This window comes from Acinetobacter sp. CIP 101966, assembly GCF_000369725.1.
GTDB lineage: Bacteria > Pseudomonadota > Gammaproteobacteria > Pseudomonadales > Moraxellaceae > Acinetobacter > Acinetobacter lwoffii_Q.
The window spans coordinates 364,886-389,605 of sequence record NZ_KB850158.1 but is presented as its reverse complement, the minus strand read 5'-3'; the positions used below and the strand labels follow the sequence as shown (position 1 = coordinate 389,605).

29 protein-coding genes are annotated in these 24,720 nt (G+C 45.1%); 14 read left to right on the top strand and 15 right to left on the bottom strand.

Features of this window, described 5'->3' with window-relative positions; all coding sequences use genetic code 11:
- Positions 1 to 30 precede the first annotated feature (30 nt).
- The 3 genes from lgt (at position 31) to F891_RS01890 (ending at position 1,704) form a co-directional block, all read left to right on the top strand.
- Positions 31 to 840, top strand: a complete 810-nt coding sequence (gene lgt / locus F891_RS01900) for a prolipoprotein diacylglyceryl transferase (protein WP_004729515.1) — start codon at positions 31 to 33, stop codon at positions 838 to 840.
- Between the two features lie 92 nt (positions 841 to 932).
- The gene (locus tag F891_RS01895) at positions 933 to 1,325 is read left to right on the top strand and encodes a hypothetical protein (protein ID WP_005245942.1); all 393 of its coding nucleotides are present in this window, start codon (positions 933 to 935) and stop codon (positions 1,323 to 1,325) included.
- A complete protein-coding gene (locus F891_RS01890; protein WP_005107934.1) occupies positions 1,318 to 1,704 on the top strand; it encodes a hypothetical protein in 387 nt (128 codons plus the stop codon). Before F891_RS01895 ends, F891_RS01890 begins: the two co-directional genes overlap by 8 nt.
- A gap of 18 nt (positions 1,705 to 1,722) precedes the next feature.
- Here the strand turns inward: F891_RS01890 and F891_RS01885 are convergent, their stop codons facing one another.
- Positions 1,723 to 2,238: a hypothetical protein gene (locus tag F891_RS01885; RefSeq protein ID WP_005107935.1), complete on the bottom strand. Its 516-nt coding sequence runs from the start codon at positions 2,236 to 2,238 to the stop codon at positions 1,723 to 1,725.
- A 418-nt stretch (positions 2,239 to 2,656) separates the two neighbouring features.
- Between F891_RS01885 and F891_RS18530 the strand changes: the two genes are divergently transcribed.
- The 7 genes from F891_RS18530 to msrA all read left to right on the top strand — a co-directional run bounded on the left by F891_RS18530 (position 2,657) and on the right by msrA (position 7,152).
- The gene (locus tag F891_RS18530) at positions 2,657 to 2,782 is read left to right on the top strand and encodes a lipocalin/fatty acid-binding family protein (RefSeq protein ID WP_005245940.1); all 126 of its coding nucleotides are present in this window, start codon (positions 2,657 to 2,659) and stop codon (positions 2,780 to 2,782) included.
- A 3-nt stretch (positions 2,783 to 2,785) separates the two neighbouring features.
- The gene (locus tag F891_RS18525) at positions 2,786 to 2,986 is read left to right on the top strand and encodes a lipocalin family protein (protein WP_005245939.1); all 201 of its coding nucleotides are present in this window, start codon (positions 2,786 to 2,788) and stop codon (positions 2,984 to 2,986) included.
- A 338-nt stretch (positions 2,987 to 3,324) separates the two neighbouring features.
- A complete protein-coding gene (thyA, locus tag F891_RS01875) occupies positions 3,325 to 4,167 on the top strand; it encodes a thymidylate synthase (RefSeq protein ID WP_005261761.1) in 843 nt (280 codons plus the stop codon).
- A 200-nt stretch (positions 4,168 to 4,367) separates the two neighbouring features.
- Entirely contained in the window at positions 4,368 to 4,880 is a 513-nt protein-coding gene (locus F891_RS01870) for a dihydrofolate reductase (RefSeq protein WP_005261760.1), read from the top strand.
- Between the two features lie 23 nt (positions 4,881 to 4,903).
- Positions 4,904 to 5,953, top strand: coding sequence for an Lnb N-terminal periplasmic domain-containing protein (locus tag F891_RS01865; protein WP_005261759.1), 1,050 nt, complete (start codon positions 4,904 to 4,906; stop codon positions 5,951 to 5,953).
- Positions 5,954 to 6,055: 102 nt separating this feature from the next.
- Positions 6,056 to 6,517, top strand: coding sequence for an META domain-containing protein (locus tag F891_RS01860; protein WP_005261758.1), 462 nt, complete (start codon positions 6,056 to 6,058; stop codon positions 6,515 to 6,517).
- Positions 6,518 to 6,627: 110 nt separating this feature from the next.
- Positions 6,628 to 7,152, top strand: a complete 525-nt coding sequence (msrA, locus tag F891_RS01855) for a peptide-methionine (S)-S-oxide reductase MsrA (protein WP_005103042.1) — start codon at positions 6,628 to 6,630, stop codon at positions 7,150 to 7,152.
- A 64-nt stretch (positions 7,153 to 7,216) separates the two neighbouring features.
- Here the strand turns inward: msrA and F891_RS01850 are convergent, their stop codons facing one another.
- The 5 genes from F891_RS01850 to F891_RS01830 form a co-directional block, all read right to left on the bottom strand.
- Positions 7,217 to 7,621, bottom strand: a complete 405-nt coding sequence (locus F891_RS01850; protein WP_004278434.1) for an ExbD/TolR family protein — start codon at positions 7,619 to 7,621, stop codon at positions 7,217 to 7,219.
- Positions 7,621 to 8,244, bottom strand: coding sequence for a MotA/TolQ/ExbB proton channel family protein (locus F891_RS01845; protein ID WP_005250649.1), 624 nt, complete (start codon positions 8,242 to 8,244; stop codon positions 7,621 to 7,623). Before F891_RS01845 ends, F891_RS01850 begins: the two co-directional genes overlap by 1 nt.
- 25 nt (positions 8,245 to 8,269) lie before the next feature.
- On the bottom strand, positions 8,270 to 9,037 hold the full coding sequence (locus F891_RS01840) for a hypothetical protein (protein WP_005261757.1): 768 nt from the start codon (positions 9,035 to 9,037) through the stop codon (positions 8,270 to 8,272).
- 193 nt (positions 9,038 to 9,230) lie between these two features.
- Positions 9,231 to 10,097, bottom strand: a complete 867-nt coding sequence (purU, locus tag F891_RS01835; RefSeq protein ID WP_005250645.1) for a formyltetrahydrofolate deformylase — start codon at positions 10,095 to 10,097, stop codon at positions 9,231 to 9,233.
- Between the two features lie 48 nt (positions 10,098 to 10,145).
- A complete protein-coding gene (locus tag F891_RS01830) occupies positions 10,146 to 10,877 on the bottom strand; it encodes a TetR/AcrR family transcriptional regulator (protein ID WP_212749797.1) in 732 nt (243 codons plus the stop codon).
- A 115-nt stretch (positions 10,878 to 10,992) separates the two neighbouring features.
- Here F891_RS01830 and F891_RS01825 point away from each other — a divergent pair, with 115 nt between their 5' ends.
- From F891_RS01825 to F891_RS01810, 4 genes are all read left to right on the top strand, one after another.
- Positions 10,993 to 12,441 (top strand): coniferyl aldehyde dehydrogenase, encoded by a 1,449-nt coding sequence (locus F891_RS01825; protein WP_005261753.1) that lies wholly within the window; start codon positions 10,993 to 10,995, stop codon positions 12,439 to 12,441.
- Between the two features lie 165 nt (positions 12,442 to 12,606).
- A complete protein-coding gene (rpmB, locus tag F891_RS01820) occupies positions 12,607 to 12,843 on the top strand; it encodes a 50S ribosomal protein L28 (RefSeq protein ID WP_000048256.1) in 237 nt (78 codons plus the stop codon).
- Positions 12,844 to 12,855: 12 nt separating this feature from the next.
- Complete coding sequence (rpmG, locus tag F891_RS01815) at positions 12,856 to 13,011, top strand: 50S ribosomal protein L33 (RefSeq protein WP_001205031.1); 156 nt, start codon at positions 12,856 to 12,858, stop codon at positions 13,009 to 13,011.
- Between the two features lie 134 nt (positions 13,012 to 13,145).
- Complete coding sequence (locus F891_RS01810) at positions 13,146 to 14,861, top strand: cation:proton antiporter (protein WP_005261747.1); 1,716 nt, start codon at positions 13,146 to 13,148, stop codon at positions 14,859 to 14,861.
- A 262-nt stretch (positions 14,862 to 15,123) separates the two neighbouring features.
- On the opposite strand, the gene F891_RS01805 is transcribed toward F891_RS01810, so the two are convergent.
- The 9 genes from F891_RS01805 to F891_RS01765 form a co-directional block, all read right to left on the bottom strand.
- Complete coding sequence (locus F891_RS01805) at positions 15,124 to 15,402, bottom strand: hypothetical protein (protein ID WP_004278462.1); 279 nt, start codon at positions 15,400 to 15,402, stop codon at positions 15,124 to 15,126.
- A gap of 105 nt (positions 15,403 to 15,507) precedes the next feature.
- On the bottom strand, positions 15,508 to 16,011 hold the full coding sequence (locus tag F891_RS01800; RefSeq protein WP_004278463.1) for a DUF6586 family protein: 504 nt from the start codon (positions 16,009 to 16,011) through the stop codon (positions 15,508 to 15,510).
- 193 nt (positions 16,012 to 16,204) lie between these two features.
- The gene (locus F891_RS01795; RefSeq protein ID WP_005103025.1) at positions 16,205 to 16,456 is read right to left on the bottom strand and encodes an RNA recognition motif domain-containing protein; all 252 of its coding nucleotides are present in this window, start codon (positions 16,454 to 16,456) and stop codon (positions 16,205 to 16,207) included.
- Positions 16,457 to 16,539: 83 nt separating this feature from the next.
- The gene (locus F891_RS01790; protein ID WP_005261746.1) at positions 16,540 to 18,528 is read right to left on the bottom strand and encodes an ATP-dependent helicase; all 1,989 of its coding nucleotides are present in this window, start codon (positions 18,526 to 18,528) and stop codon (positions 16,540 to 16,542) included.
- A gap of 152 nt (positions 18,529 to 18,680) precedes the next feature.
- On the bottom strand, positions 18,681 to 19,820 hold the full coding sequence (locus F891_RS01785) for a glycerate kinase (protein ID WP_005261745.1): 1,140 nt from the start codon (positions 19,818 to 19,820) through the stop codon (positions 18,681 to 18,683).
- Positions 19,821 to 19,885: 65 nt separating this feature from the next.
- Positions 19,886 to 20,641, bottom strand: coding sequence for a hypothetical protein (locus tag F891_RS01780; protein ID WP_005261744.1), 756 nt, complete (start codon positions 20,639 to 20,641; stop codon positions 19,886 to 19,888).
- Between the two features lie 5 nt (positions 20,642 to 20,646).
- Positions 20,647 to 21,450, bottom strand: a complete 804-nt coding sequence (locus F891_RS01775) for an NYN domain-containing protein (RefSeq protein ID WP_034439084.1) — start codon at positions 21,448 to 21,450, stop codon at positions 20,647 to 20,649.
- Between the two features lie 93 nt (positions 21,451 to 21,543).
- Positions 21,544 to 24,186, bottom strand: coding sequence for a type I DNA topoisomerase (topA, locus tag F891_RS01770; protein ID WP_005261741.1), 2,643 nt, complete (start codon positions 24,184 to 24,186; stop codon positions 21,544 to 21,546).
- A 30-nt stretch (positions 24,187 to 24,216) separates the two neighbouring features.
- Positions 24,217 to 24,666, bottom strand: a complete 450-nt coding sequence (locus tag F891_RS01765) for a hypothetical protein (RefSeq protein ID WP_004647398.1) — start codon at positions 24,664 to 24,666, stop codon at positions 24,217 to 24,219.
- Positions 24,667 to 24,720: the final 54 nt, after the last annotated feature.

The window sequence follows — 24,720 nt, the reverse complement described above, 5'->3', positions numbered from 1 at the left end:
CTGTGCAAAACAGAATCACAAGGAACAGGAATGCTCACCTATCCCAATATTGATCCCGTCGCGATTTCGCTCGGGCCCTTACAAGTCCACTGGTATGGACTGATGTACTTACTGGCATTTTTATTTGCCTGGGGATTGGCGACGTTTCGCGCCAAACAACGTGGCTGGACACCGGATATGGTGTCTGACCTGATTTTCTTCGGTGCACTCGGTGTGATCATCGGTGGCCGTGTCGGTTATGTCTTCTTCTACGGTTTTTCTCAGTTCCTGGCCGATCCTTTATGGCTGTTCCAGATCTGGACCGGCGGTATGAGTTTCCATGGCGGTTTCCTCGGGGTCATTCTGGCCATGTTGTGGTGGTGCAAGAAATATAAGATGACCTGGTTCCAGACTCTGGATTTTATCGCACCTTGCGTACCGACAGGCTTGATGTTTGGCCGAATTGGTAACTTTATTGGTGGCGAACTGTATGGCCGTCAGGTCACCGACCCAAACTTTGCCTGGGGCATGATCTTTCCGACCGATCCGCTGCAACTGGTTCGTCATCCATCTCAACTCTATCAGGCACTATGTGAAGGCCTAATCCTGTTTATTGTACTGTGGTGGTTCAGCTCGAAGCCACGTCCACGTATGGCAGTTTCCGCGCTGTTCCTGATTGGTTATGGTCTGGCACGTTTTGTAGTTGAATTCTTCCGTGAGCCGGACAATGGCCAGCTGTTTATTGGCTGGATGAGCAAAGGACAATTCCTGAGCCTGCCAATGATCCTGATTGGCTTATGGATGATGTGGTATGCCTACCAGAAGAACATCTATGACTGGGGTCCAAACAAAAATAGCTGAGAAAATCGCGTAATTTAGCGAGGCAAAGGCCTCGCTTTTTTATACTCAAAATATGCTAAAGTGCCGATTATCTCTTCTATTCTTTCATCATTATGCTTGAGTTCTGGTTTAATCCGCAGGTATCTGTTCTCAAAAAACTATTGATCTTTATTGTGATTGCAGCGACAGCTGCAGGCTTGTACTGGATGCAACCACTGCCCTTAGATTCTATTTTGATGTTTGTCGGGACCGGCATCATTTTTCTGATCTGTCGTTACTGCAAAATCCACTTTGCCAGCAAAAATCCGACCGGTTTGCTGTATAGATTACTGACCTGGATTCCAATTGCCTTATTGATTGCTTTAGTTTTTATGAATATGCAACAGGGCGAAATCCTGATTCCGGGTGCACAAGGCATTGCCTTTATGGCACTGGCAATTTGTCTGTTTTCTCCACTGTCCCTGCTCAATCAGAACAAATCAGATGCAGGTTCACCCCATGCTTGAGTTCTGGTATTCGGAACGCTGTAGCCGTCAAATCAAACTCATCGCCATCATCGCGACCTGTATTTTGATTTATACAGCATCGACTGTGGCCCAGTTAGATCCGGTATTTGTGGGGGTGAGTTTAGCGATTGGAATTGTCGTGCATTTACTACACCATTTCCGCCTGAAAATCTCAAAATCCAATCCCTATGCAAATGGCTTTAGCGCCTTGAGCCGGGTCATTCCCATCATTGCCTTAATTACCCTGTTTGGCTATTTACCAGAACAGCACCAGCAATGGGGCAAATTTGCCTTGGGTCTGCAATGTCTTGGCTTTGCCGCGATTGGATTATTTATCGTTTCAATCTATGAAAGCCGTGCGAAGCGTTTTGAGGACTGATCACTTCGCAGTGTTTTCTTAGAAGTAAGTTTCCAGACGATAGTAACTATAAGTCACGTTTTTATTGCGATAAACCGCATGATCTCGCTGTTTAAAATCCGATACCCAGGCACTACCTGAATAAGCCGCGATATGTCCATATTTATGTCCCTGAGTACGGTCAATAATATAGATATCGCCTTTTTTCGGCCGATCAAAAGAAGCATTAATTTTTTTATAACCCAGCTGCATCAGGGTACTTCCCCAATCTGCTGCTGCGACCGGATGATTCACAATTTTCGCACCAGAAGATTGCAGACCGACACGAATACTGCGCGCACATTTCTGTGTACTGGTATTTCGGGTAATGCCTTGCAGATAACTGGTAAATTTCTCGATATTGATACGATGGCCATTGCTTACGCCTGAAGCGTTACGGACAGTGGCTTTTTGGGATGACTTTTTAGGTCTTTGCTCCGATTGGGAACGCACCATGATATTCGCTTGGACAGGAGCATATACTTCGCTCATGTTTACTTGATGATCATAGATCATGCCTTACCAACCGCTCCTCGCCTGTAATTTAGGCTTTCATATTGTTAACAAGCCGAGAATACTAGTCGTTTAAATGTTATCTTTCACATTAAAAATGTAAATAAATTTGTCTATTTTTCCGGCATTCAAATTAAGCCGTTCTTTCTCATACAGTTACAAAACCCATCATCTTTGCAAAAAAAATGTAAAGCAAAGCCAATTCCAATGCCTTGCAAAGCTTTTTCAGCCTGAAATACGCAAAATGAGTCCTTATCTTTTTCTACTCAAACGTGTGGATTTAATCTGTAGCTCGGCCATTTTCAGATAACATTTCACCACATGATTACATCATTTTGAGCTTTACCGCCTGTATTACACTGATGCGGCATTTTTAAACCTTGAACTAAACTTTAAATATTGAACTAAACAGAGAAGAAAAATGAGTCAGACTTTAAGTACCGTTTCAAATTTTAATTTAGAACAATATTTAAGTACCTGGTATGACATTGCACACTTGCCGATGAAGCGCCAACCTGAAGACAGCACCGATATTTCTGCGGTATAGAGCTTGAATGAAAATGGTAAGGTGGATGAAGCCATTGCTGAAGCGATCATTGTCGATGCAGAACAGGCCAAGCTTGAAGTCAGCTTTTTACCTGAAGGCTTGCATGGGATCCCGTTTACCAAGGGCGATTATTGGGTCTTAAAAATCGATCCGGATTATCAGACGGCACTCGTGGGCGAGCCGAATAAAGAATATTTATGGTGATTACATCGCGACACCAGTCTGGACGAAGCGACTCAACGCGAATATTTAAGTTATGCAGCACCCTTAGGTTATGATCTGTCTGATCTGATTCATACCGTCCATACTGGCCATAAAACCGCTTAAACCTTTTCTACAACAAGCACCCGCACTGGGTATTTTTTTTTTGATTGGGTGCTTGCCGATCTTTTTTGCAGAAGATGCAATATCAGAAATATTAGAAAAAAATGTTATGATGCATTCAATTCAATTTACCCAGCTCGACAGAAAGTGGATTTATCCGAGATAAACTTTTTCTGCTGAAAAAAAAGGTAATTTAAACAAATTTTTAAGAGAGACCTATGCGCCAATATCTTGACCTATTACAACATATCCTCGACAACGGCGGCGATAAAGGCGACCGTACCGGTACAGGTACACGTTCGGTATTTGGTCATCAGATGCGCTTTGATCTTTCCCAAGGTTTTCCTTTACTGACCACCAAAAAAGTTCATTTCCGCTCTATCGTGATCGAACTGTTGTGGTTCCTGAAAGGCGATACCAATGTTCAGTATTTAAAAGACAATAAAGTCTCGATTTGGGATGAATGGGCGACCGCAGAACAAACTGCGCGTTTTGGCCGTCCTGAAGGCGAATTAGGCCCAGTATATGGTCACCAATGGCGCAATTTTGGTGCCAGCAAAAATGCAGACAATAGTTATAATCAGGATGGTTTTGACCAGATCAAATGGTTGATTAATGAAGTTAAAACCAATCCAAATTCGCGCCGTCTGATTGTATCGGGCTGGAACCCGAATGAAGCGGGTCAGGTCGCATTACCCCCTTGCCATACCCTGTTCCAGTTCTTTGTACACAATGGAAAATTGTCTTGTCAGTTATACCAGCGCAGTGCCGATGTATTCTTAGGTGTTCCATTTAATATTGCCAGCTATGCTTTGTTGACGCATATGATCGCGCAAGTCTGTGATCTGGAAGTGGGTGACTTTATCTGGACTGGTGGCGATACCCACTTGTACAGCAACCATTTTGAACAAGCACAGTTGCAGCTTAGCCGTGAGCCACTCGACCTCTGTCAATTAAAACTAAATCCCGAGATTAAAGACCTGTTCGATTTCAAATTTGAAGATATCGAAATTGTCGGTTATGAATCTCATCCAGGAATTAAAGCCCCTGTCGCTGTTTAATTTTCTTTATTATAAAGTTCCCCCTCCTCCTAGGAGAGGGCTAGGAAGAGGTTTTTTACCACGCGTGAATCGCCACCTCCTTTCAAAATATATTCCTAGCCCTAAAGCATGAAGGCAATCAATATAGATTTTTAACCTTTCTTTCGTACCAGTAAAAAATTACACGAAGGACTTTGGGCTTGATAAGAAGGATTCAATACATGTCATTTCAAGATTTAGAAGTTGTACACGTCGTTGCCATGGATCAGCAGCGTTGTATCGGCAAGGGCAATGACCTACCTTGGCATATCTCTGCCGACCTGAAACACTTCAAGGAAATCACCCAAGGCGGTGTGGTGGTGATGGGTCGCAAGACACTAGAATCGATGGGACGTACCTTGCCTAAACGGGTAAATTGGGTCATTACCCGTGATCCAGACTGGGCATTTGCAGGTACCAAAGTCGCTTATAGCATTGAAGACGCGCTGAGTCAGGCCGTGGCAGATGTGAAGGCTTCAGAAAAGCCTGACACCATTTTCATCATTGGTGGCGGTGAAATCTTTAAACAGACCATGAATATTACAGACCGTCTGGAACTGACCCATGTCGAACTGGATGTACAGGGCGATGCCTATTATCCAGCGATTCCGGCAGAATTTAAAAAAGTCGCTGCCGAGCAACATATCGACGACAAAACCGGCATTGCTTTTGAGTTCGCAACCTACAGAAAATAAAACTTATTTCTCATGATAAAGTGATGATGCAGGGACGCGAATATATTTCCAAGCACTGGAGTCTGTGGCTGCTGGGCAGTCTGTTTACTTTATTCGTCATTCTATCGAGTTTGTGGCTCAGCCTGATGCTTTGGGTGCATCAACCCATCGGCAAAATCGGCAGCTTGATGCTGATTGGACTCTGGCTGACCTTTGCGCTGGTCGTTCTCGGGATTTATTTCACCTGGCATCTGATCTCCCGCCAAGTCGATAGCGTTCTTTATCTTCTGGCCTTTTTATTCTGTCTGCTGGGATATTTTAGTCTGGAAGCGCGTCAGGATCGGGAGTGGAATCCTGAAGTTTCCCAGCTTTTGCATTATGAGCAGCAAGGTGATCAGCTCACCTTACACAATATCCGCAACTTTGACTGGCAGGCCGATGGTCGCTATATCGAACGCTGGGAAAGCCGGAGTTTTGATCTGAATCAGATTACTGGCGTGAACATCATTACTTCCTACTGGATGGGACCTAAAATTGCCCACACCCTAGTCAGCTTCGATTTTGCCAATCAAAAGCCACTCACCTTCTCGATTGAAATCCGCAAGGAAAAGAATGAAGAGTTTTCAGCGATTGGTGGCTTTTTCCGTAAATATGAACTGAGTCTGGTCGCATCGGATGAAAAGGATATTGTCTATACCCGTAGCAATGTCCGTGGTGAACAGGTCTACTTTTTCCCGGTAAAGATGCCGCAAGCTCAGGCCAAAGCGCTATTCAAGGAATATCTGCGTCAGGCCGATGAACTGGTCCAAAAGCCAAAATGGTATAATACCCTGACCAGTAATTGCACCACACTGGTCTTTGATATGGTTCAGGCGGTATCGCAACAACAGCTACCCTCAGATTACCGGCTGCTGGCCTCCGGCTATTTACCAAATTATCTCTATGACCTGAAAGTACTGGAGCAGTCTTGGGATATGCGCACCTGGTATCAACGCGCGCATATCAATCCACGGGTAGAACACACCGCTAATCTGTCCAGTCAGGACTATTCACGACTGATCCGGCAGGGCCTACCAAAACCCGACATGCGATAACTGTGTAGCAAATCCACTTCAATAAAGATACAAAATCAACTGGAACCTTGATCATTTTTTTGTTTATATACAAATAGCTAGTCAATGATCAGAGTATCTCTCATGCTAAAAAAATTAACTGCAATCGCGATTTTAGGCTCGGTTTTAACGGTCATGGGCTGCGAAACTGTGCCCAATACAGCCACGACACAAACCGCGAATCATTTACAACTTTTGCAAAATCGTACTTGGATTGCGACCCAGATTGGTAATACTGAAATCAAGACTGCGCCAACCGCACGCAATGTTCCGAGTCTGCAATTTGATGCCAGTACCCAGCGCGTTTCAGGTTCAGATAGCTGTAACCGGATTATGGGCAGTTACACAACAGCGAAAGACACGCTGACCCTGAACCAAATGGCCACTACCCGTATGGCCTGTATGAATAACGATCAGCTTGATCAGAAATTTAATGAAGCTTTAGCCAAAGTGACACATTATCAAGTATTTGGTAAAACCTTAAAATTACTGGATCGCCATGGGAATCTCTTGATCCAGCTAGAAAGTGCTGTTCAGCCGCGTTAATACTTCCCTACAAAAAGCCTGTATGGACAGGCTTTTTTATCTTTCATACTGATGAGCTGGAATTTAACCATCAGCCCGATTGAGTTATTTAATTGAATGAGGAATCAACCATGCAACAGGCACTTTTCGGTGGGGGATGCTTTTGGTGTACTGAAGCCGTATTTTTACAGATCCAGGGGGTTCAGCAGGTCATCAGTGGCTATGCAGGTGGGCACACAACTCAGCCAAACTATGATGATGTCTGTGGTGGCAATACCGGCCATGCCGAAGTCATTCTGATCGATTTCGATGAAAACCAGATTAACTATACCCAGTTGCTTGATGTATTTTTTGCGACCCATGATCCGACTACATTAAACCGTCAGGGCAATGATGTCGGCACCCAGTATCGTTCTGTAATTTATTATCTGAATGATGAACAGCAGCAACAGGCGCAGCAGGCGATCGATGCTCTGAAAACCGATAGCATCAATGTGGTGACTGAACTGAGCCCTGCTCCAACTTTCTATCCGGCGGAAGACTATCATCAAAACTTCTTTGCCAAGAACCCGACCCAGGGCTATTGCAATTTTGCCATTCCACCAAAATTGAATAAATTACGCAGCAAATTTACGACCCTATTAAAAACCCATTAAGATTCACGAAAAATGGGCATAAAAAAAGCGACTGCAATCAGTCGCTTTTTTTATTATCTAAATCTTAGTTATCGGTTGCAAAAGCAATATCGCTGAGTCCGGCTCCACTCGCACGCGACATGACTTGCGCCACCGAGTCATAACGTGATTCTTTATCCGCTTTCAACACAATAGTCGGCTGACGTTCAGCTTGGCCCGCTTCATTAAAACGGGTTTCAAGCTGCTCTAGCGTCAGTACATCGCCATTCCAGGCAATGTCACCTTCGGCATTGATGCTGATCGTGACATTTTCAGGCGGCAGATCGATAATCTCCGCAGTAGTTTGTGGCAAGGTTAATGGAATTGATGGGTTCGCAACGGTCGCTGTCACCAGAAAGATGATCATCAATACCAACATAATGTCGATGAGGGGAATGAGGTTCATCTCATTCATGCCTACATCGTTGTCTTCACCCAGTTGAAAAGCCATTAAGCTTGACCTCCCACGAAACTCTGTTGTGTTACTTTTTCATCAGACTTTTTTGCAGCAGATTCCTGTTGCAGCATGGTATCAATCAACAGACCGTGTGCCTGATCCTGTAATTCATGAGCCAAGCCACGATTAGCACGTACACAGATGTTATAAGCCAGTACCGCAGGAATTGCGACTGCCAGACCTAAGCCCGTCATAATCAAGGCTTCACCGACTGGAGTTGCTACTTGTGCCAGACCAGCCTGACCACTTTTACCAACAGCAACCAGCGCATGGAAGATGCCCCATACCGTACCGAACAAACCGACAAATGGAGAGATCGATGCGATGGTACCCAAAACTGATACACCTTTTTCGGCATTGGCTTTTTCTGCTGAAATCTGGCGTAACAGCGCCTGTTCTGCCACTGCCTTACGCTGTTCAAAGCCCAAAGGAGCCAGTTTGGTTTTCAGTTGTTCCAATGCTTTAGATAACTGAGCATAGGCAATCTGTTTCAGCTGGCGAGTGCCCATCAAACGCAGCACAAAAATGGTCCATGTCGCAATCGACATTGCCAATAACACGAAATACAGTGTTTTACTGACTGCATCAGCGTGTTGCCAATAAACTGAAAAGTTCATATTCGAACTCCTAATGGGTGAGCCGTTATTTAACCTGAAAATCGAAAGGCTGTTCCACACGGGTTGGATAAGCCACACCATTTTCAACATATTTGGTGAGTTGTGCACGACGTACCGCCGCTTCTACTTTGCGCGTTACCGCCGGGCTACAACTTGAATCTCGTGCAGTCGCAGAAACTACTTTACCCTGCTCATTCGCTGAAACATCTACTACCAGTGAACAGGCTGATTTTAATTCACCTGCAGAGAGTGAGACTTTTGGTGAACGCTGCCAAGACACGCCCCCACCAATCGATACACTTTTCGGGGATGGCGGCGCAGCAGGTGCTGGCGGTGTCACAGGCGCAGGTGGCGCGACCGGAGCAGGTGCCGGTTTAATTTTAGTTTCAGTGACCACTGTCGGTACAACCGGACTTGGGGTTGGTTTTGCTTCAACTGGTGGTGCTTTAACCACTTTTGGCGCTTCAGCCTTTTTCACCTGCTCGATTTTTTCTACTTTTTTCGGTGGTGGTGGCAGCGGTTTATCGACAATTTTGACTTCTTTAGGCTTAGGCGGCTCTTTTTGTGGCTCGGCCTTCGGCTTTGGCGGTAAAGGTTTTGGCGCTTCCTGGAGTTTAACAAAGCGCACTTTTAAGGGTTGCTTATCAATGGGTGTCAGCTCAGGTGCTTTCATCTGGCTGATCGCATATAACACACCCACATGCCCAACCAGTACAGCCGCCACGATAGAGATGACTTTCTTTTTCATCTGATTCGGCGGTGTAGGCATTTGGGGCGCAGCAACTTGACTCATTAAATCTATTACCTTGAGGAGATGATGTGGAACAAACTATCAAGCTCATCGGTTAGCACAATTAAAGTATGCCAATAATAAATGAGAAGTGTTTTCATTTGCAACCGCTAATCCTACCTTTGACTGACTTTTTTTGCATCAAAACAAAAAAAGGCACACTAAAAGTATGCCTTTTTAAAATGCAATGCAAGTCTTATTGGAACACGACAGTCTTGTTGCCATCGACAATAATACGGTCTTCCAGATGCCATTTCACCGCGCGGGCCAATACATTACGTTCCACGTCCTGACCGAGTTCACGTAACTGTTCAACAGTAAAGTCATGGTTCACGCGCTCCACATCCTGCTCGATGATCGGACCTTGATCCAGATCAGCAGTCACATAGTGCGCAGTTGCACCAATCAGCTTCACGCCTTTTTCATAGGCCTGTTTGTACGGATTGGCACCCACGAAAGCTGGCAGGAAAGAATGATGAATGTTGATCACTTTCATTTCCCACTTGCTGACAAATTCTTCATCTAAAATCTGCATATAACGTGCCAGCACCAACAAGTCATTGCCTTGCATCAGCTGATCAATTTCTGCATAAGCTTCAGGTTTGTTGTCTTTGTTCACCGGCACGACTTCAAATGGAATGCCAAAGTTTTCAACTGCTTCGCGTAAAGTCTCGTGATTCGATACCACTTTGGTAATTTCACAAGGCAAACCACCACGTGCATGACGCCATAACAGCTCAAGCAAGGCATGATCGACTTTAGACACCAAAATACCGACTTTTTTCACGTCACTGACCAGCGCCAGACGCCATTGCATGCCATAGCGTTCCGCCACATTTGCTGCAAAAGTCTGAGTAATACTTTCTTTTCGACTTTGAAGATTATCTAATTCAAATTCAACGCGCATGAAGTAACGTCCGCCCTGCGCTGCTGTCGCATATTGGTCAAGCGCAGTAATGTTGGCACCTTGATGATACAAGAAGCTCGAAACAGCCTGCACGATGCCCGGCTTGTCTTCACAAGTAATCAATAAACGTGCGGTGTTAGCAGTCGTCATATTCATGTTGGTTTAAGTCACTAATCAGTTAAATTAAAAAATAAGCCGAGTATTCTAACGCGTTTCTTGAATATTCTGAATAGTTTGTTCAGATTCAGTGTCTTTAGAAGAAGACAGGCTGGCAAAAAGTTCCGAAGAGCCCAAACTGCTCAATAAACCTTCATAGGTTTGACGACTTTCACCCCGTAAATACGCCCCTTCCAGGAATACCATCTGGCGCAGTGACTGCCAGACCCATTTTTCTTCCAGCGTATTGGAATCAGTCAGATGTCCTGACATATACAGGAAGTTGGTCCAGTTGGTCAGGACAATCCACAGGTTGATGATCAGGGCTTCAATTTCTGAATCGGTCATGTCCATCAGGCCTGCATTAACAAAGCCCTTATAGATTTTCTGGCCCTGCTGCATCACCTGTCCGGCAAAGCGTGGATACATCTTGCGAAAATCTTCGTTATTTTCTACCAGATGATACACATCACGATGCAGGAAACGATAAGCCCATAGCTGACTGCTCAGTACCTGAAAATAATGCACCTTGTCATTGGCATCCAGCGCACGGTCATCCGGCAGCGCCAGCATTTCTAGCGTCTGACGCTGGTACTGTTCCATCAATTCTTTAATAATTTCATTTTTATTGCGGAAATGATAATACAAGTTACCCGGGCTCATGCCGAGTTCAGCCGCAATATGATTGGTGGTTACCGATCGTTCGCCACGCTCGTTAAACAGCTGCAAACTGAGCTGCAAGATACGCTCTTTAGTTTTTAAGGTTTTGGTTTGGGACATCCTAAAATAACCATTCAGTTCATGCATTAGCAGCCTAACACACAAAGTCACTTGACTAATTAGAGTATTTGCTCTAAAAATTAATTAATCGATTTTTGAATAATGGTAGTGCGGCATGAACAGTCACACAAAAACAACATCAATGACACCACATTTTTTTGATAGCCAATATCTGAATGAAGTCTTGGCGCAACAAAAACACGCTTACTTACACTACCCTCTGCCGACTGCAAAGGAACGTATCGATCGTTTAGCTCGACTTAAGCGTATCTTAGTTAAGTATCAAGATCAATTTGCTGATGCAATTAATCAGGACTATGGTAACCGTTCCATTGGGGAAACCAAGATTGGTGAACTGCTCACCTGTCTGGAACATATCAAATATTACAGCAAAAACTTGACTCGATGGATGAAACCTTCCAAGCGTCATGTGGGCATTATTCATCAGCCGGCTAAAGCCTGGGTACAATATCAGCCTTTGGGCGTGGTTGGGATTATCGCACCATGGAACTATCCGCTGTTGTTGTCGATTGGTCCTCTGATTTGCGCACTGGCTGCCGGCAACCATGCTATGATCAAAATTTCCAGTGCATCGGCTGCTTTTGGTGAAGTCCTGGAAAAAGCGCTGGCTGAAGCCTTCCCTAAAGAATTGGTCGCTGTAGTGAATGGTGGCGGTGTAATTTCAGATGCCTTCTGTCGCTTGCCTTTCGATAAACTGATTTTCACTGGCTCAACTGCGGTCGGTAAAACCGTCATGGCAGCCGCTGCCGAAAATCTGGTTCCGGTGATTCTGGAACTAGGCGGTAAATCGCCGGTACTGGTGCATCCATCAATTGATCTACGTGATGTTGCGCAGCGGATTGCGGTGGGCAAACTGTGGAATGCCGGTCAGACCTGTGTAGCGCCAGATTATATGTTCCTGCCTCGTGGCAAGACGGCTGAGTTTATTGACCATTTTAAAGCCTGTGTCGAAAGCATGTATCCGGATATCACCCATAATCAGGATTACACCTCGATTATCAATGACAAACAATATAACCGTCTGCAAGGTTATCTGGATGATGCTCGCGAACAGGGTGCGCAAGTTATTGAAATTAATCCACGCAGTGAAAACTCGGCTGATCTGCGCAAGATTGCACCGACCATTGTGACCAATGTCACCCCGATGATGCAGATCATGCAGCATGAAATCTTTGGTCCGCTGTTACCGATCATGGAATATGATCAAATTGACGATGTCATCGACTTTATTAATAGCCGTCCACGCCCACTTGCTTTATACTACTTCGACTTTGATCAGGCGCGTGCCGATTATGTCGCACAGCGTACCCATTCAGGGCATTTCGGGCAAAATACGGTACTGACCCATGTTGCGCAGGACGATCTACCATTTGGGGGTGTCGGTGCATCAGGTATGGGTAAATACCATGGCCCAGAAGGCTTCTTCAGTTTGTCGCATGAACGCTCAGTAATGTCGAATCCAAAGCTGTATAGCTTGAAATACATTCTGCCACCGTTCAATAAACCGATTCACAAGCTGATTTCGAAGACACTTCTCCGCTAAATGATCAAGGCATGAGCTATCGATATAGTTCGTGCCGCGTTTTGACGAAAATCGCTTGTCTTTTAAGCGCATTTTTGATATAAAACGCCCCTTGAATGATTTCAATCCGTTTATTTTTGACTGGCCATACAGATTTGCTGTTGGCTAAATCAATGGAGTTACACCATGTCTAAGGTTTGCCAAGTTACCGGCAAGCGTCCAGTCGTTGGTAACAACGTCTCACACGCCAACAACAAAACTAAGCGCCGGTTCGAGCCGAACCTGCATCACCACCGTTTCTGGTTAGAAAGCGAAAAACGTTTTGTACGTCTTCGTTTAACCACTAAAGGTATGCGTATTATCGACAAATTGGGCATTGAAAAGGTTGTTGCTGACCTACGTGCTCAAGGTCAAAAGATCTAAGGAGTCTGAACCATGCGTGATAAAATTCGCTTAGTTTCTTCAGCTGGTACAGGTTATTTCTATACCACGACTAAGAACAAACGTACTATGCCGGAAAAAATGGAAATCAAAAAATTTGATCCAAAAATCCGTCAACACGTAATCTTCAAAGAAGCTAAAATCAAATAATTTTAGTTTCTTTAAAAAAACGACCTTTGCGGGTCGTTTTTTTTGCACTTTTTTTATCCGGCTTGATAAACTTTCTGCATGTTTTGGCACTTTTTGTGCTTATTTCCCAGCAAACCTAGCTAAAGGAGTATTTAGTGCCACATGACGTAGAGCTCATTATATTACTGGCTGTTGGTTTTGGCTTAGCTTTGGTCTTTGGCTATCTCGCTGCACGGCTACGTCTTCCCCCTTTGATCGGCTACTTAATTGCCGGCATTCTGATTAGTCCCCACACGCCCGGTGTGGTCGGTGATATTCATCTGGCCAACCAGCTGGCAGAACTTGGCGTCATGTTCCTGATGTTTGGTGTCGGGATGCATTTTTCCCTGAACGATCTGATGCAGGTACGCCGGATTGCCCTGCCTGGTGCGATTTTACAGATTGCAGTTGCCACCTTGCTCGGGGTCGGAGTTTCGATGCTGTGGGGCTGGAGCTTTGGCTCAGCGCTGGTCTTTGGCCTAAGCCTGTCCTGTGCCAGTACCGTGGTTCTACTCAAAGCACTCGGTGATCGTGGCTTACTGGATTCAATCAATGGCCGGATTGCTGTTGGCTGGTTGCTGGTCGAAGATCTGGTCATGGTCTTGGCGCTGGTACTGTTACCTGCCACTGCGGTGCTTTTAGGGGGGCAAGCGCTGGAAGGTGCAAGCGATGAGAATATCTGGCTTACCTTAGGGATTACCTTACTTAAAGTCGCAGGCTTTATTGCCTTCATGCTGATTATTGGTAAACGCTTGATTCCGATGATCATACAGGTGGTGGCACGTCTGGGTTCACGTGAGCTGTTTACCTTAACAGTGGTGGCTGCTGCCGTCTCGATTGCCTTTGGTGCCTATAAGATCTTTGGCGTGTCGATGGCACTGGGTGCTTTCTTTGCCGGAATGGTCGTTAAGGAATCTGATTTCAGTCATCGCGCCGAAGAGGAAACTTTGCCACTGCGTGAAATTTTCTCGATTTTATTCTTTGTATCCGTCGGCATGCTGTTTGATCCGCGCATTTTGCTGGAACAACCCATACATGTGCTGGCCGTGGTCGGGATTATCATGATTGGTAAGACTATTGCCGCGATGGCACTGGTGCTGTTCTTCCGCTATCCGATCAATACCGCCTTGACCGTCGGTGCTTCGCTGGCACAGATTGGTGAGTTCTCCTTTATTTTGGCTGCGCTCGGTGTTTCGCTCAACCTGCTTTCGCTGGAAGGTCAAAACCTGATTCTGGCAGGTGCCTTAATTTCGATTACACTTAACTCCTTTATCTTTTCCGCGATTGAGCCAGTACAGAAATGGATTCGGGAACGCTCGACTCTGGCCCGCTTACTGGAACGCAGTGGTGACCCTCTGGCGATGTTACCCGATGAAGTCTCACAGGATTACCTGCGCGATCAGGTGGTGATTATTGGCCATGGTGAGGTTGGGCGGCGTATTACCCGGTCATTGATGGAAGAGAACATCAAGGTGGTGATTGCCGAAGAAAACCGTGATATCGTCGAAAACCTACGTGAGAAAGGCATTGCTGCGGTTTCTGGTATAGCCACTGAAGCCGGAGTACTGATTCAGGCACATATTCAGCATGCGCGCTTACTGGTCATTTCGCCTATGGATATCATCGATATTCATAAAATTGTCGACATTGCCAAGACCTTGAATCCACAAATTCAGGTACTGGTCTGTGCAGAAAGCAAGGAAGAAGCTGAAGCCATTCGTCGGGATAATGTCGGTGCGGTTTATTATGCCAAAGAAGAAATGGCAAAAAATATGAGCAATCATATTTTGAACCAGATTGAGATCGCGCATCAGCATACGCCTTCTCATTAAAGTTTTTCTTTAAATAAACACTGAATAAAAAAGTTGCCGGATCTGGCAACTTTTTTTATGTACATCAATATATCTCTGAGCCAAATATTTTATTAACACACTGGCTTCAGACTGCTCACGACTTAAATTTTAAAATACTGATTTTTCATCTTCATTTTTAAATGAGCTTCTTTCTAATGCTTAAAATCTGTCCAACCCAATAACCTACCTATGAAACTCAAAAAGCACACCGATAGTGTGCTTTCTAAATAAATTTCAACGATTAACTCATATACTTTGGTTCTTCATCCACAACTTCAGCCTGCCATTCATTGACCTGCTGTTCCAGCAAGCCATAGAGTGCTGCCTGAATCATCTGTTGCGCAATCACGGGCGTCTGCTCTCCAAGTAGAGCTTTCACCTCATCATTAAATTGAATCATGACCAAAGGCTGTTTATGTGAGCCTGCATTGCGTAGAGCCAACGCGCCACCTTCAAGTTGAACGAGTTCTAAAATCGCGTCTTGATTACCAAATAAATCTTTCAACTGTTCTATAGACATATATCCTCCATGTTCAACATGGTGGCAAAGCGCCGGGTGCACTTTGCATCATTAGAGTAATTGATATAGGGTTAAAAATTGCAATTTCAAGTACAGCCGATCCGATTAAAATTCAATCATCTCATTACGAAAACCATCAATTAATTGGGTCAGGTCACGATGCCACTCTCTCAATATAGCAGTATCAGGTAACCATGCTTGTGGAGACTGTGTGACTTTAATGATGAGATTTGAGGAGGTTTCGTCTTCAGGTTCTGGGGTACTTGGTTCGGGCGCATACTGGCACAGACGGTAAGCGCGCTTCAGTTCAGCAATGAAACCGCTCTTGGACAAATGTTGCAGCACCGCGACTTCTGGCGAAATTTGGCCTTTGGCCGCCATGAGTTCTTCGATCGATTTTAGCGTCGGATGAGGATCATTCAGGCGATAGTAACGCACCAGTTCCTGTAAAAATGCTAACAAAGCACCATGCAAATGAAACACAGTTGCTTCACGTTGTGCCTGAGCCTGTTGTACATGTTCAGTTTGCTCTGCTTGCTGGCAGGAAAGGCGGGCAAAATACAGTTTTTGATTGGTACGGTCCGCATGATAGCGAGCAACACGGGTCATCGAGATTTCCTAAGGTTTAAAACAAATTTTGGCTTTTATAAAGTAAAAGGTTCGCCTACATTTCGCAATCAAAAGATGTTTAGACTGAATCCATCCAGCACTGAAATTTAGAGCATTGAGCTCACTGATTAAGTACGGCGATACTAAATTGCAGCCATAAAAAAGGAGCCTATCAAGTGCTCCTTTTTTGAGTTTAAGCCTGAGGCTTATCTTCTGTGGCTTTCACGCGGATCCCATGTCCGTGCAGGCGTAAAGTATTCAGGCCTTTAATGGCTTTGACTGCTTCACGGCCATGTGGCATTTCTACAAAAGCAAAACCTTTTGATTTGCCTGTTGCTGCATCAAGCACCAAAGTACAGGTCTCCACTGTGCCATATTCCTGGAACAGTTTCAGTAATTCGGCTTCTGTGACCGTACGTTCTAAATTACGAACTAAAATTTTCATCTTACAACCTTAAGAAGATAGGCAAAAAATATCAAAAAGCACGCGCCTACTCTACTTTTTGCATGAAACAACTTTGCTATAGTTTAATCGAGATCAATCCCAAAATCTAAATTAATCGACTTGCGTTCAATCAAGGCACTTTTTACAGTTTGCTGCCGGGTTTTGTAATGGGTTTCCGTGGTGCATAAATGCCGGGTGAGATCATTCAGGAAATAACTTTCGACTTTACGCCCCTGCTCATCGACCGTTTCCCGCGCCCAATGATTCAGGTTCTGTTTGGTCAGAATTAATTCATTTTTTGCCCGGGTCAACGCCACATACAGCACACGACGTTCTTCTTCGACATCATCAAAATCACCTTGAGCACGCGCATGCGGATAATTCCCCGGCGTCACATTGGCTACATAACAGACATTTTGCTCGGTGCCTTTGGCCGAGTGAATGGTGATTAAGGTCACCACATCATGATCCGACTGGCGCTCGATTTCCGAGATGGACACCGGATCCAGTACATATTCCTCTAAAAATTCACTCAGCTGTGAATGCTTGGACGCCAGCTGTTTGACCAGTTCAAAATCACTTTGGCGACGTGGCCAATCCTTTTTATAGTTTTCTGCCAATTGAGATTCAATCGCCTGAATCGCCAGACCGACACAAGCTTGCACTTCGCCTTTGAGCACACTCATCTGCTGCATGATCAGAATAGTCTCTAGCGGTATCTTGCCAAACTGTTCTAATTTCTTTGCAATCTGATCCATTTCCGGTTCAGCCAATAACTGCTGTGACAGCTTGCTGGCACCGACATCACCCACACCATTCCACAGGGTCAAGAAACGCATCCAGGCAATATCATCCAATGGATTAGCCACCACGCGCAGCATGCTGAGCAAATCTTTGACATGCGCCGTTTCCAGCAGCTTCATGCCACCAATAAAGCGATACGGCACATTAGCCGCGATACAGGCTGCCTCAATATGCCGTGCGGCAAAACTGGAACGAACCAGCACCATATGCTCGCCCCACTTACTACCTTGCAGATAATGACGCTCTTTAATATCAATCGCGATCCATTTGGCTTCATCAAACTCATTCGGGAAAATATGCATGCGCGGCTTTACACCTTCTCCGCGATACGCTTCCAGACGTTTGTCATATTTGATTTCAGACTGATCGAGCAGCCAGTTGGACAGATCCAGAATTTCCTGGGTCGAGCGGTAGTTTTTTTCTAATTTAAAAATCTGCGCATCTGGCACACGTTCTTTGAAATGGTGAATATTTTCAAAGTCTGCACCACGAAAGCCATAAATCGACTGCGCATCATCACCGACACAGAACAGGCTGATCCGGTCTTTCAGTGGCTCCAGCAAAGCCCATTGCAATGGATTGGTATCCTGCATTTCATCGACCAGCATATGCCGACAGATTGAAGCGACATAGTCGACCAGACCTTCGGACTGTGCCAGCGCCGTAGCTACTACCGCCAGAATATCGTCATAATCCAGAAAACTTCGCGCTTGCTTACGTGCTTCATATTCTTTCATAATTTCGGCAATCTGGTCCTTTAAGGCCAGATATTCCGGCATCTGTTTTTCCAGCGCCAGACTGAGCTTTTGCCGGGTATTCCTTGCAAAAGAATACAAATCACATAATTCCTGAGGCTTAGGCAAATGATTGGGGTTCTTCTTGTCATCACGACCGCGAATCAGGCGGAACATCATCAGCTGATCATCACGATCAATAATCGAAAACTGTTCCAGACCAAAAGCTTTCGGAATACGGCGCAGCAGATACATACAGAAGGTATGAAAGGTCGAGGCTCGCAGTCCCTTGGCTTGTTCACCAAGTGCCAGTTCGACACGCGCCACAATTTCACTGGCAGCCCGGCGGGTAAAGGTCAGAATCTGAATCTGGTTGGCAGGCACGCCCTGTTCAATCAAGTAAGCTGCGCGTGCCACGATGGTCTTGGTTTTGCCACAACCTGCCCCGGCCAGCACCAAACTGTGTTTTGCTTCTGTGGTCGCTGCTTGCTTTTGTTGGGGGTTTAATTCATCAATCAGGGTGGCTAAACTCATTTTCACTCATCATTTTGTGGATGTATGTAGTTTAACAGATCGCTTCCAGAATTATGGCTTTTCAGTTGTCCTGAAACTGTCTCCAATTTTATTTCCTGATTTGATATTAGCTAACGACAGGGCGTGCTGGATTACAGGAGAGAGAAATACTTTCACTCTGTCAAAAGATTTTTAACTATCTCAGCGACAGCTTTCTCCAAGTTCATTTCTGCATTATTTAAGGCTTCCTCTAAAGGACAATCTGGCGGATTAATCCCAACAATCTGGCTAAATCCTGACTCAAACAAATCCTCAATCCCTTCACCGACTAGACCAGCAAAAGCAATCACCGGTTTATTGAAGTGTTTTGCAACCTGCGCCACACCAAATGGCGTTTTGCCAAATTTGGTTTGAAAATCAATTTTACCTTCCCCGGTAAACACATGATCTGCTTGCGCTATTTTCTCGTTGAGTTGAACCTGTTGAATCATCAGCTCTACACCTGATCGAATGGAAGCAGCAGTGAATGCCATTAAACCAAAACCCAATCCACCGGCAGCGCCCGCACCTGCCACATGACGATAATCACAGCCAATCTGCTGAGCAACCACATCGGCGAAATGACAGAGGTTTTGATCCAACTGCTTGACCATTTCAGGCGTTGCACCTTTTTGTGGTCCAAAGATTATCGATGCACCATTTGGTCCACACAGTGGATTGTTGACATCCGATGCAATGATTATTTCAGTATCTGCTAAACGTGGATCAAGTTCGGATAAATCCATTGATTTGACCAGATCTAAGTTTCCACCACAGACCTGAATTAATTCACCCGCATGATTTAGAAACCGCACACCCAGTGCCTGTGCCATGCCGGCACCACCATCATTGGTAACACTCCCACCCAGCCCAATGATGATTTTTTTCACACTCAAGTCCAATGCCTGTTTGATCATTTCTCCTGTGCCATAAGTTGAAGTGAGCATCGGATTACGCTGTGAAGGCTTCAATAAATGAATGCCATTGGCCTCGGCCATTTCAATCACGGCAGTTTGACCTGGATCAACCAAACCCCAATAGGTCTGAATACGTTGCTCAGGCAGTGGTCCGGTCACTTCACATGCAATACTTTGCCCCTTTAAACTTGAAATCAATGCATCGACCGTGCCTTCACCGCCATCAGCCATTGGCACATGAATGATATGGGCATCCGGAATGACGTTCTGAATACCGCGTTGCATGGCCTGACAAGCCCGCGCAGCAGACATGCTTTCTTTAAATGAGTCAGGAGCAAGTACAAAGGTGAGCGGCATGATGTAATCTTTTATCCACAAATGAAGTCTAAATTGTGGATAAATCCAGTACTATCCACAAGTCTTTATTTCCAGCCCAGTTCAATTGCAGTTATCTCATTAATCAAGGTTTGATTTAAAGATTCTGGCATTTTACTGGTAGTTTGAGACAGGGGAATATGCCCTGCCATCAGCTCCGCCTTGGATTGCGGAAATAAGGGTTGCTGATCTGGAAATGCATAACCCAGCGGATAAATCGGTTGCCCTGTCGCTAAATCGTATTTATCCGAAGCACCAAAGGCATGCAGCAATTCATGAACCAAGACAATTTTATTCTGTTCAGTCTGTTGCTTGGATGCAAATAGATTCACCGAACCAATCCGGCCTTTTTGCAAGGCGGTTGAATGCTTTAATTGCTTGGTCTGCGCTGGATCATAGTAATTTAAAAATAAAGTCACATTGGCTGAAGGATCTGAACTCTGTCGCTGTTTCCAGGCATAGAAACGGAATTTTAAACTCCATAAAACTGTATTGATGAGCGAAGCCTGCTCAGGGACTTTGGGTGGTAGAACTTGAAGCTCACGGCCTAAATTAAAATAAAAATAAGTCGGCTGTCCACGATACCGCTGAGCTGCTTTTTCCAGATATTCCCGTGCTCCATTCAGGTCCTGAGCTGACAGTTGCTGGATATATTGCTGTGTGGTCGGTAATCCATCGGCATTAATCGGATGCAGCAACACAATAATCGGCTTTGACCAGTTCTGGTTTTGATCACGATAGGCATTGACCGCGACAATCAATAAGATGATTAATAAAATCAGAATCCGAATCTTTTTCCACATATCGATTACACACTCTGCTTTTTCATTTTTCTTAAATACATCTGACTCATTTCTATTTTTGTTTCAAATAAATTTAAAGTTTTTATTAATCCTGACAATTTGGCTCTACCATAGTTACGAGAGTCAAAATCAGGCTTTACTGCACTGATATACTGCCCGACCATCCCTAAATTCGCCCATCCATTATCATCGGCATTATCTTTTACAGCTTTATAAATTAAGTTAAGCGTAGCTCGATCCATCCCTTCAGGTAACTGAATTTCCTTTTGCGCAGATATAGTTTTTTGTCCATTAGTCTTGATAATCTCCGAAACTTTTTTATCTATTGATCCTGTTTCTTCACCATCCTCATTATTTTTAATTTCACTATCTACAAGTAAGTTTTCGATATAAATGAACTTGTCACAGGCTTTCTTAAATGCTTCAGGCGTAGCTTTTTTGCCAAAGCCATACACTGTTAGACCATTTTCACGAATACGTGAAGCTAAGGGCGTGAAATCGCTATCGCTGGATACGATACAAAATCCATCTAATGCGCCTGCATAAAGTAAATCCATAGCATCAATGATCAGGATCATATCCGTCGCATCTTTACCCTTGGTATAAGCGAATTGTTGTACCGGAGTGATGGCATGAGGAAGGAGTACATCTCGCCATTTCTTTAAAGTTTCGCTGCTCCAGTCCCCATACACACGTTTGACACTGGCAATTCCATATTTCGCAACTTCCTCCAATACCGATGAAATCGCGTTGATAGAAGAATTATCCGCATCGATTAATACAGCGAACTTTTTTGTCTGAATATCCACATCCACCCCAAGATATTATTTTTAATTTTTTATATACATGATTCTGACATAAAAAATGCCGACTTTCGTCAGCATTTTTTTGAATCTTAGAGTTTAGGCTTCAACCCATTTTCCGTCCTGATAAACCAGAGACCATTTGGTTTGCTTGCCTTCTGCAGTTTCCGAACCAATATATTGTGACTGGTTCTTACGGCTAAATTTTACCAGAGTTGGATTCCCTTCCGGGTCCACATCAGGTGCCTGCAAGATAAACTGATACTTTGGATCAAGCTGATCAGCAACAGAACGAATCTCGGCCACTTTCGGTGCACGGGTTTCACGCACTTTCGGGAACTTGCTCGCCGCCAGGAATAAACCGGCTGCACCGTCACGCAGTACAAAGAAATCGTCATGCTTGGCAGAACGTAAATGTTCCATCTTGATCGGATCCACACGTGGAGGTGCAGGCTGACCGCTCTTTAAGACTTTACGGGTATTGTCACAGCTGGTACAGGCAAAGTAAGGACCAAAACGGCCTGTCTTCAGCTGCATTTCGCCATCACACTTGTCGCATGGAATGCTTGGGCCATCATAGCCTTTAATTTTGAACTCGCCTTCTTCAAGTTCAAAACCACTACAGTCCGGGTTATTCCCACAGATATGGAGTTTACGACCGCCATCAATCACATAGCTGTCCATGGCAGTTTCACAGATCGGACAACGCTTCTTCGACATCAGGTCAGCAGTTTCCGCAGCCTCATCATCAGACAATGCAGCCAGAGACTCAACTGGTGTCAGGTTCAAGGTTCCCTTACAACGCTCTTTCGGCGGCAAGTTATAGCCTGAACAACCCAAGAATACACCTGTGGTTCCGGTACGGATCTGCATTGGACGGTCACATTCTTTACAGTGTACCGCATCCACTTCTACAGGCTGATTACGGCGCATTCCGTTTTCACCCTGCGCTGTAGTCAAACGTTGTTTAAAATCGCCATAGAAGCTGTCTAATAGCTCTTTCCAGTTACGCTCACCATCTGCTACCTTATCCAGCTGACCTTCAAGATCTGCGGTAAAGGCATAGTTCATCAGATTACTAAAATTTTCATCCAGACGATCGGTAACGATCTCACCCATCTTCTCGGCATAGAGACGACGGTTATCCAGTTTCACATAACCACGATCCTGAATGGTCGAGATAATCGCAGCATAGGTCGATGGACGGCCAATGCCTTTTTTCTCGAGTTCTTTCACCAGTGAGGCTTCAGTAAAACGTGCCGGTGGCTTGGTGAAATGTTGAGATGGATCAAGTCTCTCAAGTTTAAGCACTTCACCGACTTTGACCGCAGGCAATAAAATATCGTCATCGGCTTTATTGGCACCACGCACGCGAGTAAAGCCATCAAAGACCAAGGTACGGCCTTTAGCTTTCAGTTCCACGCCATTGGCATCCACTAAAATGGTAGAAGACAAATATTCTGCCGGAGTCATCTGACAGGCAACAAACTGGCGCCAGATCAAGTCATAGAGGCGCTGTGCATCACGCTCAACACCCACTAGGCTGTCGCCTTTTAAGCCAACCATAGATGGACGAATGGCTTCATGCGCTTCTTGCGCACCGGCTTTATTGCCATAACGGTTCGGCTTGGCAGGCAAATATTTCTCGCCAAACTCCGATTCGATATGGCCACGCACCATATTCACCGCATCATCACTCAAGAATGTCGAGTCGGTACGCATATAGGTAATGAAACCGGCTTCATACAGGCGCTGCGCCAGCATCATGGTTTTCTTCACAGAAAAACCGAGACGGGTACTGGCTGCCTGTTGTAGCGTTGACGTGATATACGGCGCACTTGGATTAACCTTGGTTGGCTTATCTTCACGTGCAGAAACCGTATAATCAGCATCTTTGATCAGGTTTAATAAGGCATCAGTTTCGGCTTTATTGCGTAGCTTGAGCGTCTTGCCATTTTGCTTGACCGCTTCGAGACGAATATCATCTTTTTTCGATTTGGTATCGGCAAACACTTGCCAGTATTCTTCAGGAATGAAGGCACGAATTTCACGTTCACGCTCGACCACTAGCTTCACCGCAACCGACTGTACACGACCGGCTGACAGACCACGCGCAATCTTTTCCCAAAGCAATGGCGAAATCATAAAGCCCACGACACGATCCAGGAAACGGCGTGCCTGCTGCGCATTGACTTTATTGGTATCCAGACGTGACGGATGCTTAAAGGCATCCTGAATCGCATTTTTGGTAATTTCATTAAAGACCACACGCTGATAACGCGAATCATCACCGCCGATGACTTCTTTTAAATGCCAGGCAATCGCCTCTCCTTCCCTGTCCATATCCGTTGCCAGATAGACTTCATCGACTTGCGATGCCAGTTTTTTCAGTTCGGCAACCACATGTTCTTTGCCAGGAAGGACTTCGTATTTGGCTTTCCAGTCATGTTCCGGATCGACACCCATGCGGTTAATCAACGCATTCTGTGATTTTTCAGCTTTTTCTGCATCCGTCAGTTTGGTACGTGTCGCTGGTTTTTTCTCTGTCGATTTTGCAGAACCGCCAGTCGGTAAGTCACGCACATGACCCACCGATGATTTTACGATGTAGTTCGGACCAAGGTACTTATTGATTGTTTTCGCTTTTGCAGGCGACTCCACAATCACTAGGGCACGCTTGCTTCCAGCGTCGGGAGACTTCGCTGTGCTGCTTTTTGATGTGGACCGAGGAGCGTTCGCCATAATTAACCGTTAATCCTGTTTATTTCTAAATTAAAGTTCAGCCAAAGCGTGTAACAGTGCTTTGATGTCGTCGAGTTGGGTCGCTCTTAAATCAGCTTCTTCATCCCAGTACATGCCGACACAGTTGGCCTGCATATCAATAGCATAAATGCCTTTTAATGCAATGGGAAAATCTTTAAATTTCTCATCACCCTGCACGATTTCGAGTTTATTATCGACAACACGGGCGCGCATCAAGGGCAAACGCGCATCTGGCATCAGCACACTGTAGTACGCGACCATACTGGCACGACTTTCAGTCGCCTTCGGGATTTTGGTCCAGTCCGGTGCCACCACCAGACGTGGATGCAAACCCATTTTACGGGCTTTGTCACGCATCAGGCCCAAGGCTTTTTCTCGGGGGCTCACGCGCAACCCGAAAATCGACCCTATGACGAAAATGATGATGACCACCGTCACCCAGATTCCAGTGTTTTCCATAGTTCAACCTTTATGTTCTATTATTAGAGTTGCATAAGCACAATATAAAACGCA

Coding starts and splice junctions, on each gene's coding strand:
- rpmB (WP_000048256.1), top strand. CDS start 12,607: ATGTCTAAGGTTTGCCAAGTTACCGGCAAGCGTCCAGTCGTTGGTAAC.
- F891_RS01780 (WP_005261744.1), bottom strand. CDS start 20,641: ATGTGGAAAAAGATTCGGATTCTGATTTTATTAATCATCTTATTGATT.
- F891_RS01870 (WP_005261760.1), top strand. CDS start 4,368: ATGTCATTTCAAGATTTAGAAGTTGTACACGTCGTTGCCATGGATCAG.
- F891_RS01795 (WP_005103025.1), bottom strand. CDS start 16,456: ATGAAAATTTTAGTTCGTAATTTAGAACGTACGGTCACAGAAGCCGAA.
- F891_RS01840 (WP_005261757.1), bottom strand. CDS start 9,037: ATGAGTCAAGTTGCTGCGCCCCAAATGCCTACACCGCCGAATCAGATG.
- F891_RS01845 (WP_005250649.1), bottom strand. CDS start 8,244: ATGAACTTTTCAGTTTATTGGCAACACGCTGATGCAGTCAGTAAAACA.
- msrA (WP_005103042.1), top strand. CDS start 6,628: ATGCAACAGGCACTTTTCGGTGGGGGATGCTTTTGGTGTACTGAAGCC.
- thyA (WP_005261761.1), top strand. CDS start 3,325: ATGCGCCAATATCTTGACCTATTACAACATATCCTCGACAACGGCGGC.
- F891_RS01895 (WP_005245942.1), top strand. CDS start 933: ATGCTTGAGTTCTGGTTTAATCCGCAGGTATCTGTTCTCAAAAAACTA.
- F891_RS01800 (WP_004278463.1), bottom strand. CDS start 16,011: ATGACCCGTGTTGCTCGCTATCATGCGGACCGTACCAATCAAAAACTG.
- F891_RS01890 (WP_005107934.1), top strand. CDS start 1,318: ATGCTTGAGTTCTGGTATTCGGAACGCTGTAGCCGTCAAATCAAACTC.
- F891_RS01885 (WP_005107935.1), bottom strand. CDS start 2,238: ATGATCTATGATCATCAAGTAAACATGAGCGAAGTATATGCTCCTGTC.
- F891_RS01865 (WP_005261759.1), top strand. CDS start 4,904: ATGATGCAGGGACGCGAATATATTTCCAAGCACTGGAGTCTGTGGCTG.
- topA (WP_005261741.1), bottom strand. CDS start 24,186: ATGGCGAACGCTCCTCGGTCCACATCAAAAAGCAGCACAGCGAAGTCT.
- F891_RS01765 (WP_004647398.1), bottom strand. CDS start 24,666: ATGGAAAACACTGGAATCTGGGTGACGGTGGTCATCATCATTTTCGTC.
- F891_RS01790 (WP_005261746.1), bottom strand. CDS start 18,528: ATGAGTTTAGCCACCCTGATTGATGAATTAAACCCCCAACAAAAGCAA.
- F891_RS18530 (WP_005245940.1), top strand. CDS start 2,657: ATGAGTCAGACTTTAAGTACCGTTTCAAATTTTAATTTAGAACAATAT.
- rpmG (WP_001205031.1), top strand. CDS start 12,856: ATGCGTGATAAAATTCGCTTAGTTTCTTCAGCTGGTACAGGTTATTTC.
- purU (WP_005250645.1), bottom strand. CDS start 10,097: ATGAATATGACGACTGCTAACACCGCACGTTTATTGATTACTTGTGAA.
- lgt (WP_004729515.1), top strand. CDS start 31: ATGCTCACCTATCCCAATATTGATCCCGTCGCGATTTCGCTCGGGCCC.
- F891_RS01860 (WP_005261758.1), top strand. CDS start 6,056: ATGCTAAAAAAATTAACTGCAATCGCGATTTTAGGCTCGGTTTTAACG.
- F891_RS01785 (WP_005261745.1), bottom strand. CDS start 19,820: ATGCCGCTCACCTTTGTACTTGCTCCTGACTCATTTAAAGAAAGCATG.
- F891_RS01830 (WP_212749797.1), bottom strand. CDS start 10,877: ATGTCCCAAACCAAAACCTTAAAAACTAAAGAGCGTATCTTGCAGCTC.
- F891_RS01850 (WP_004278434.1), bottom strand. CDS start 7,621: ATGGCTTTTCAACTGGGTGAAGACAACGATGTAGGCATGAATGAGATG.
- F891_RS01805 (WP_004278462.1), bottom strand. CDS start 15,402: ATGTCTATAGAACAGTTGAAAGATTTATTTGGTAATCAAGACGCGATT.
- F891_RS01825 (WP_005261753.1), top strand. CDS start 10,993: ATGAACAGTCACACAAAAACAACATCAATGACACCACATTTTTTTGAT.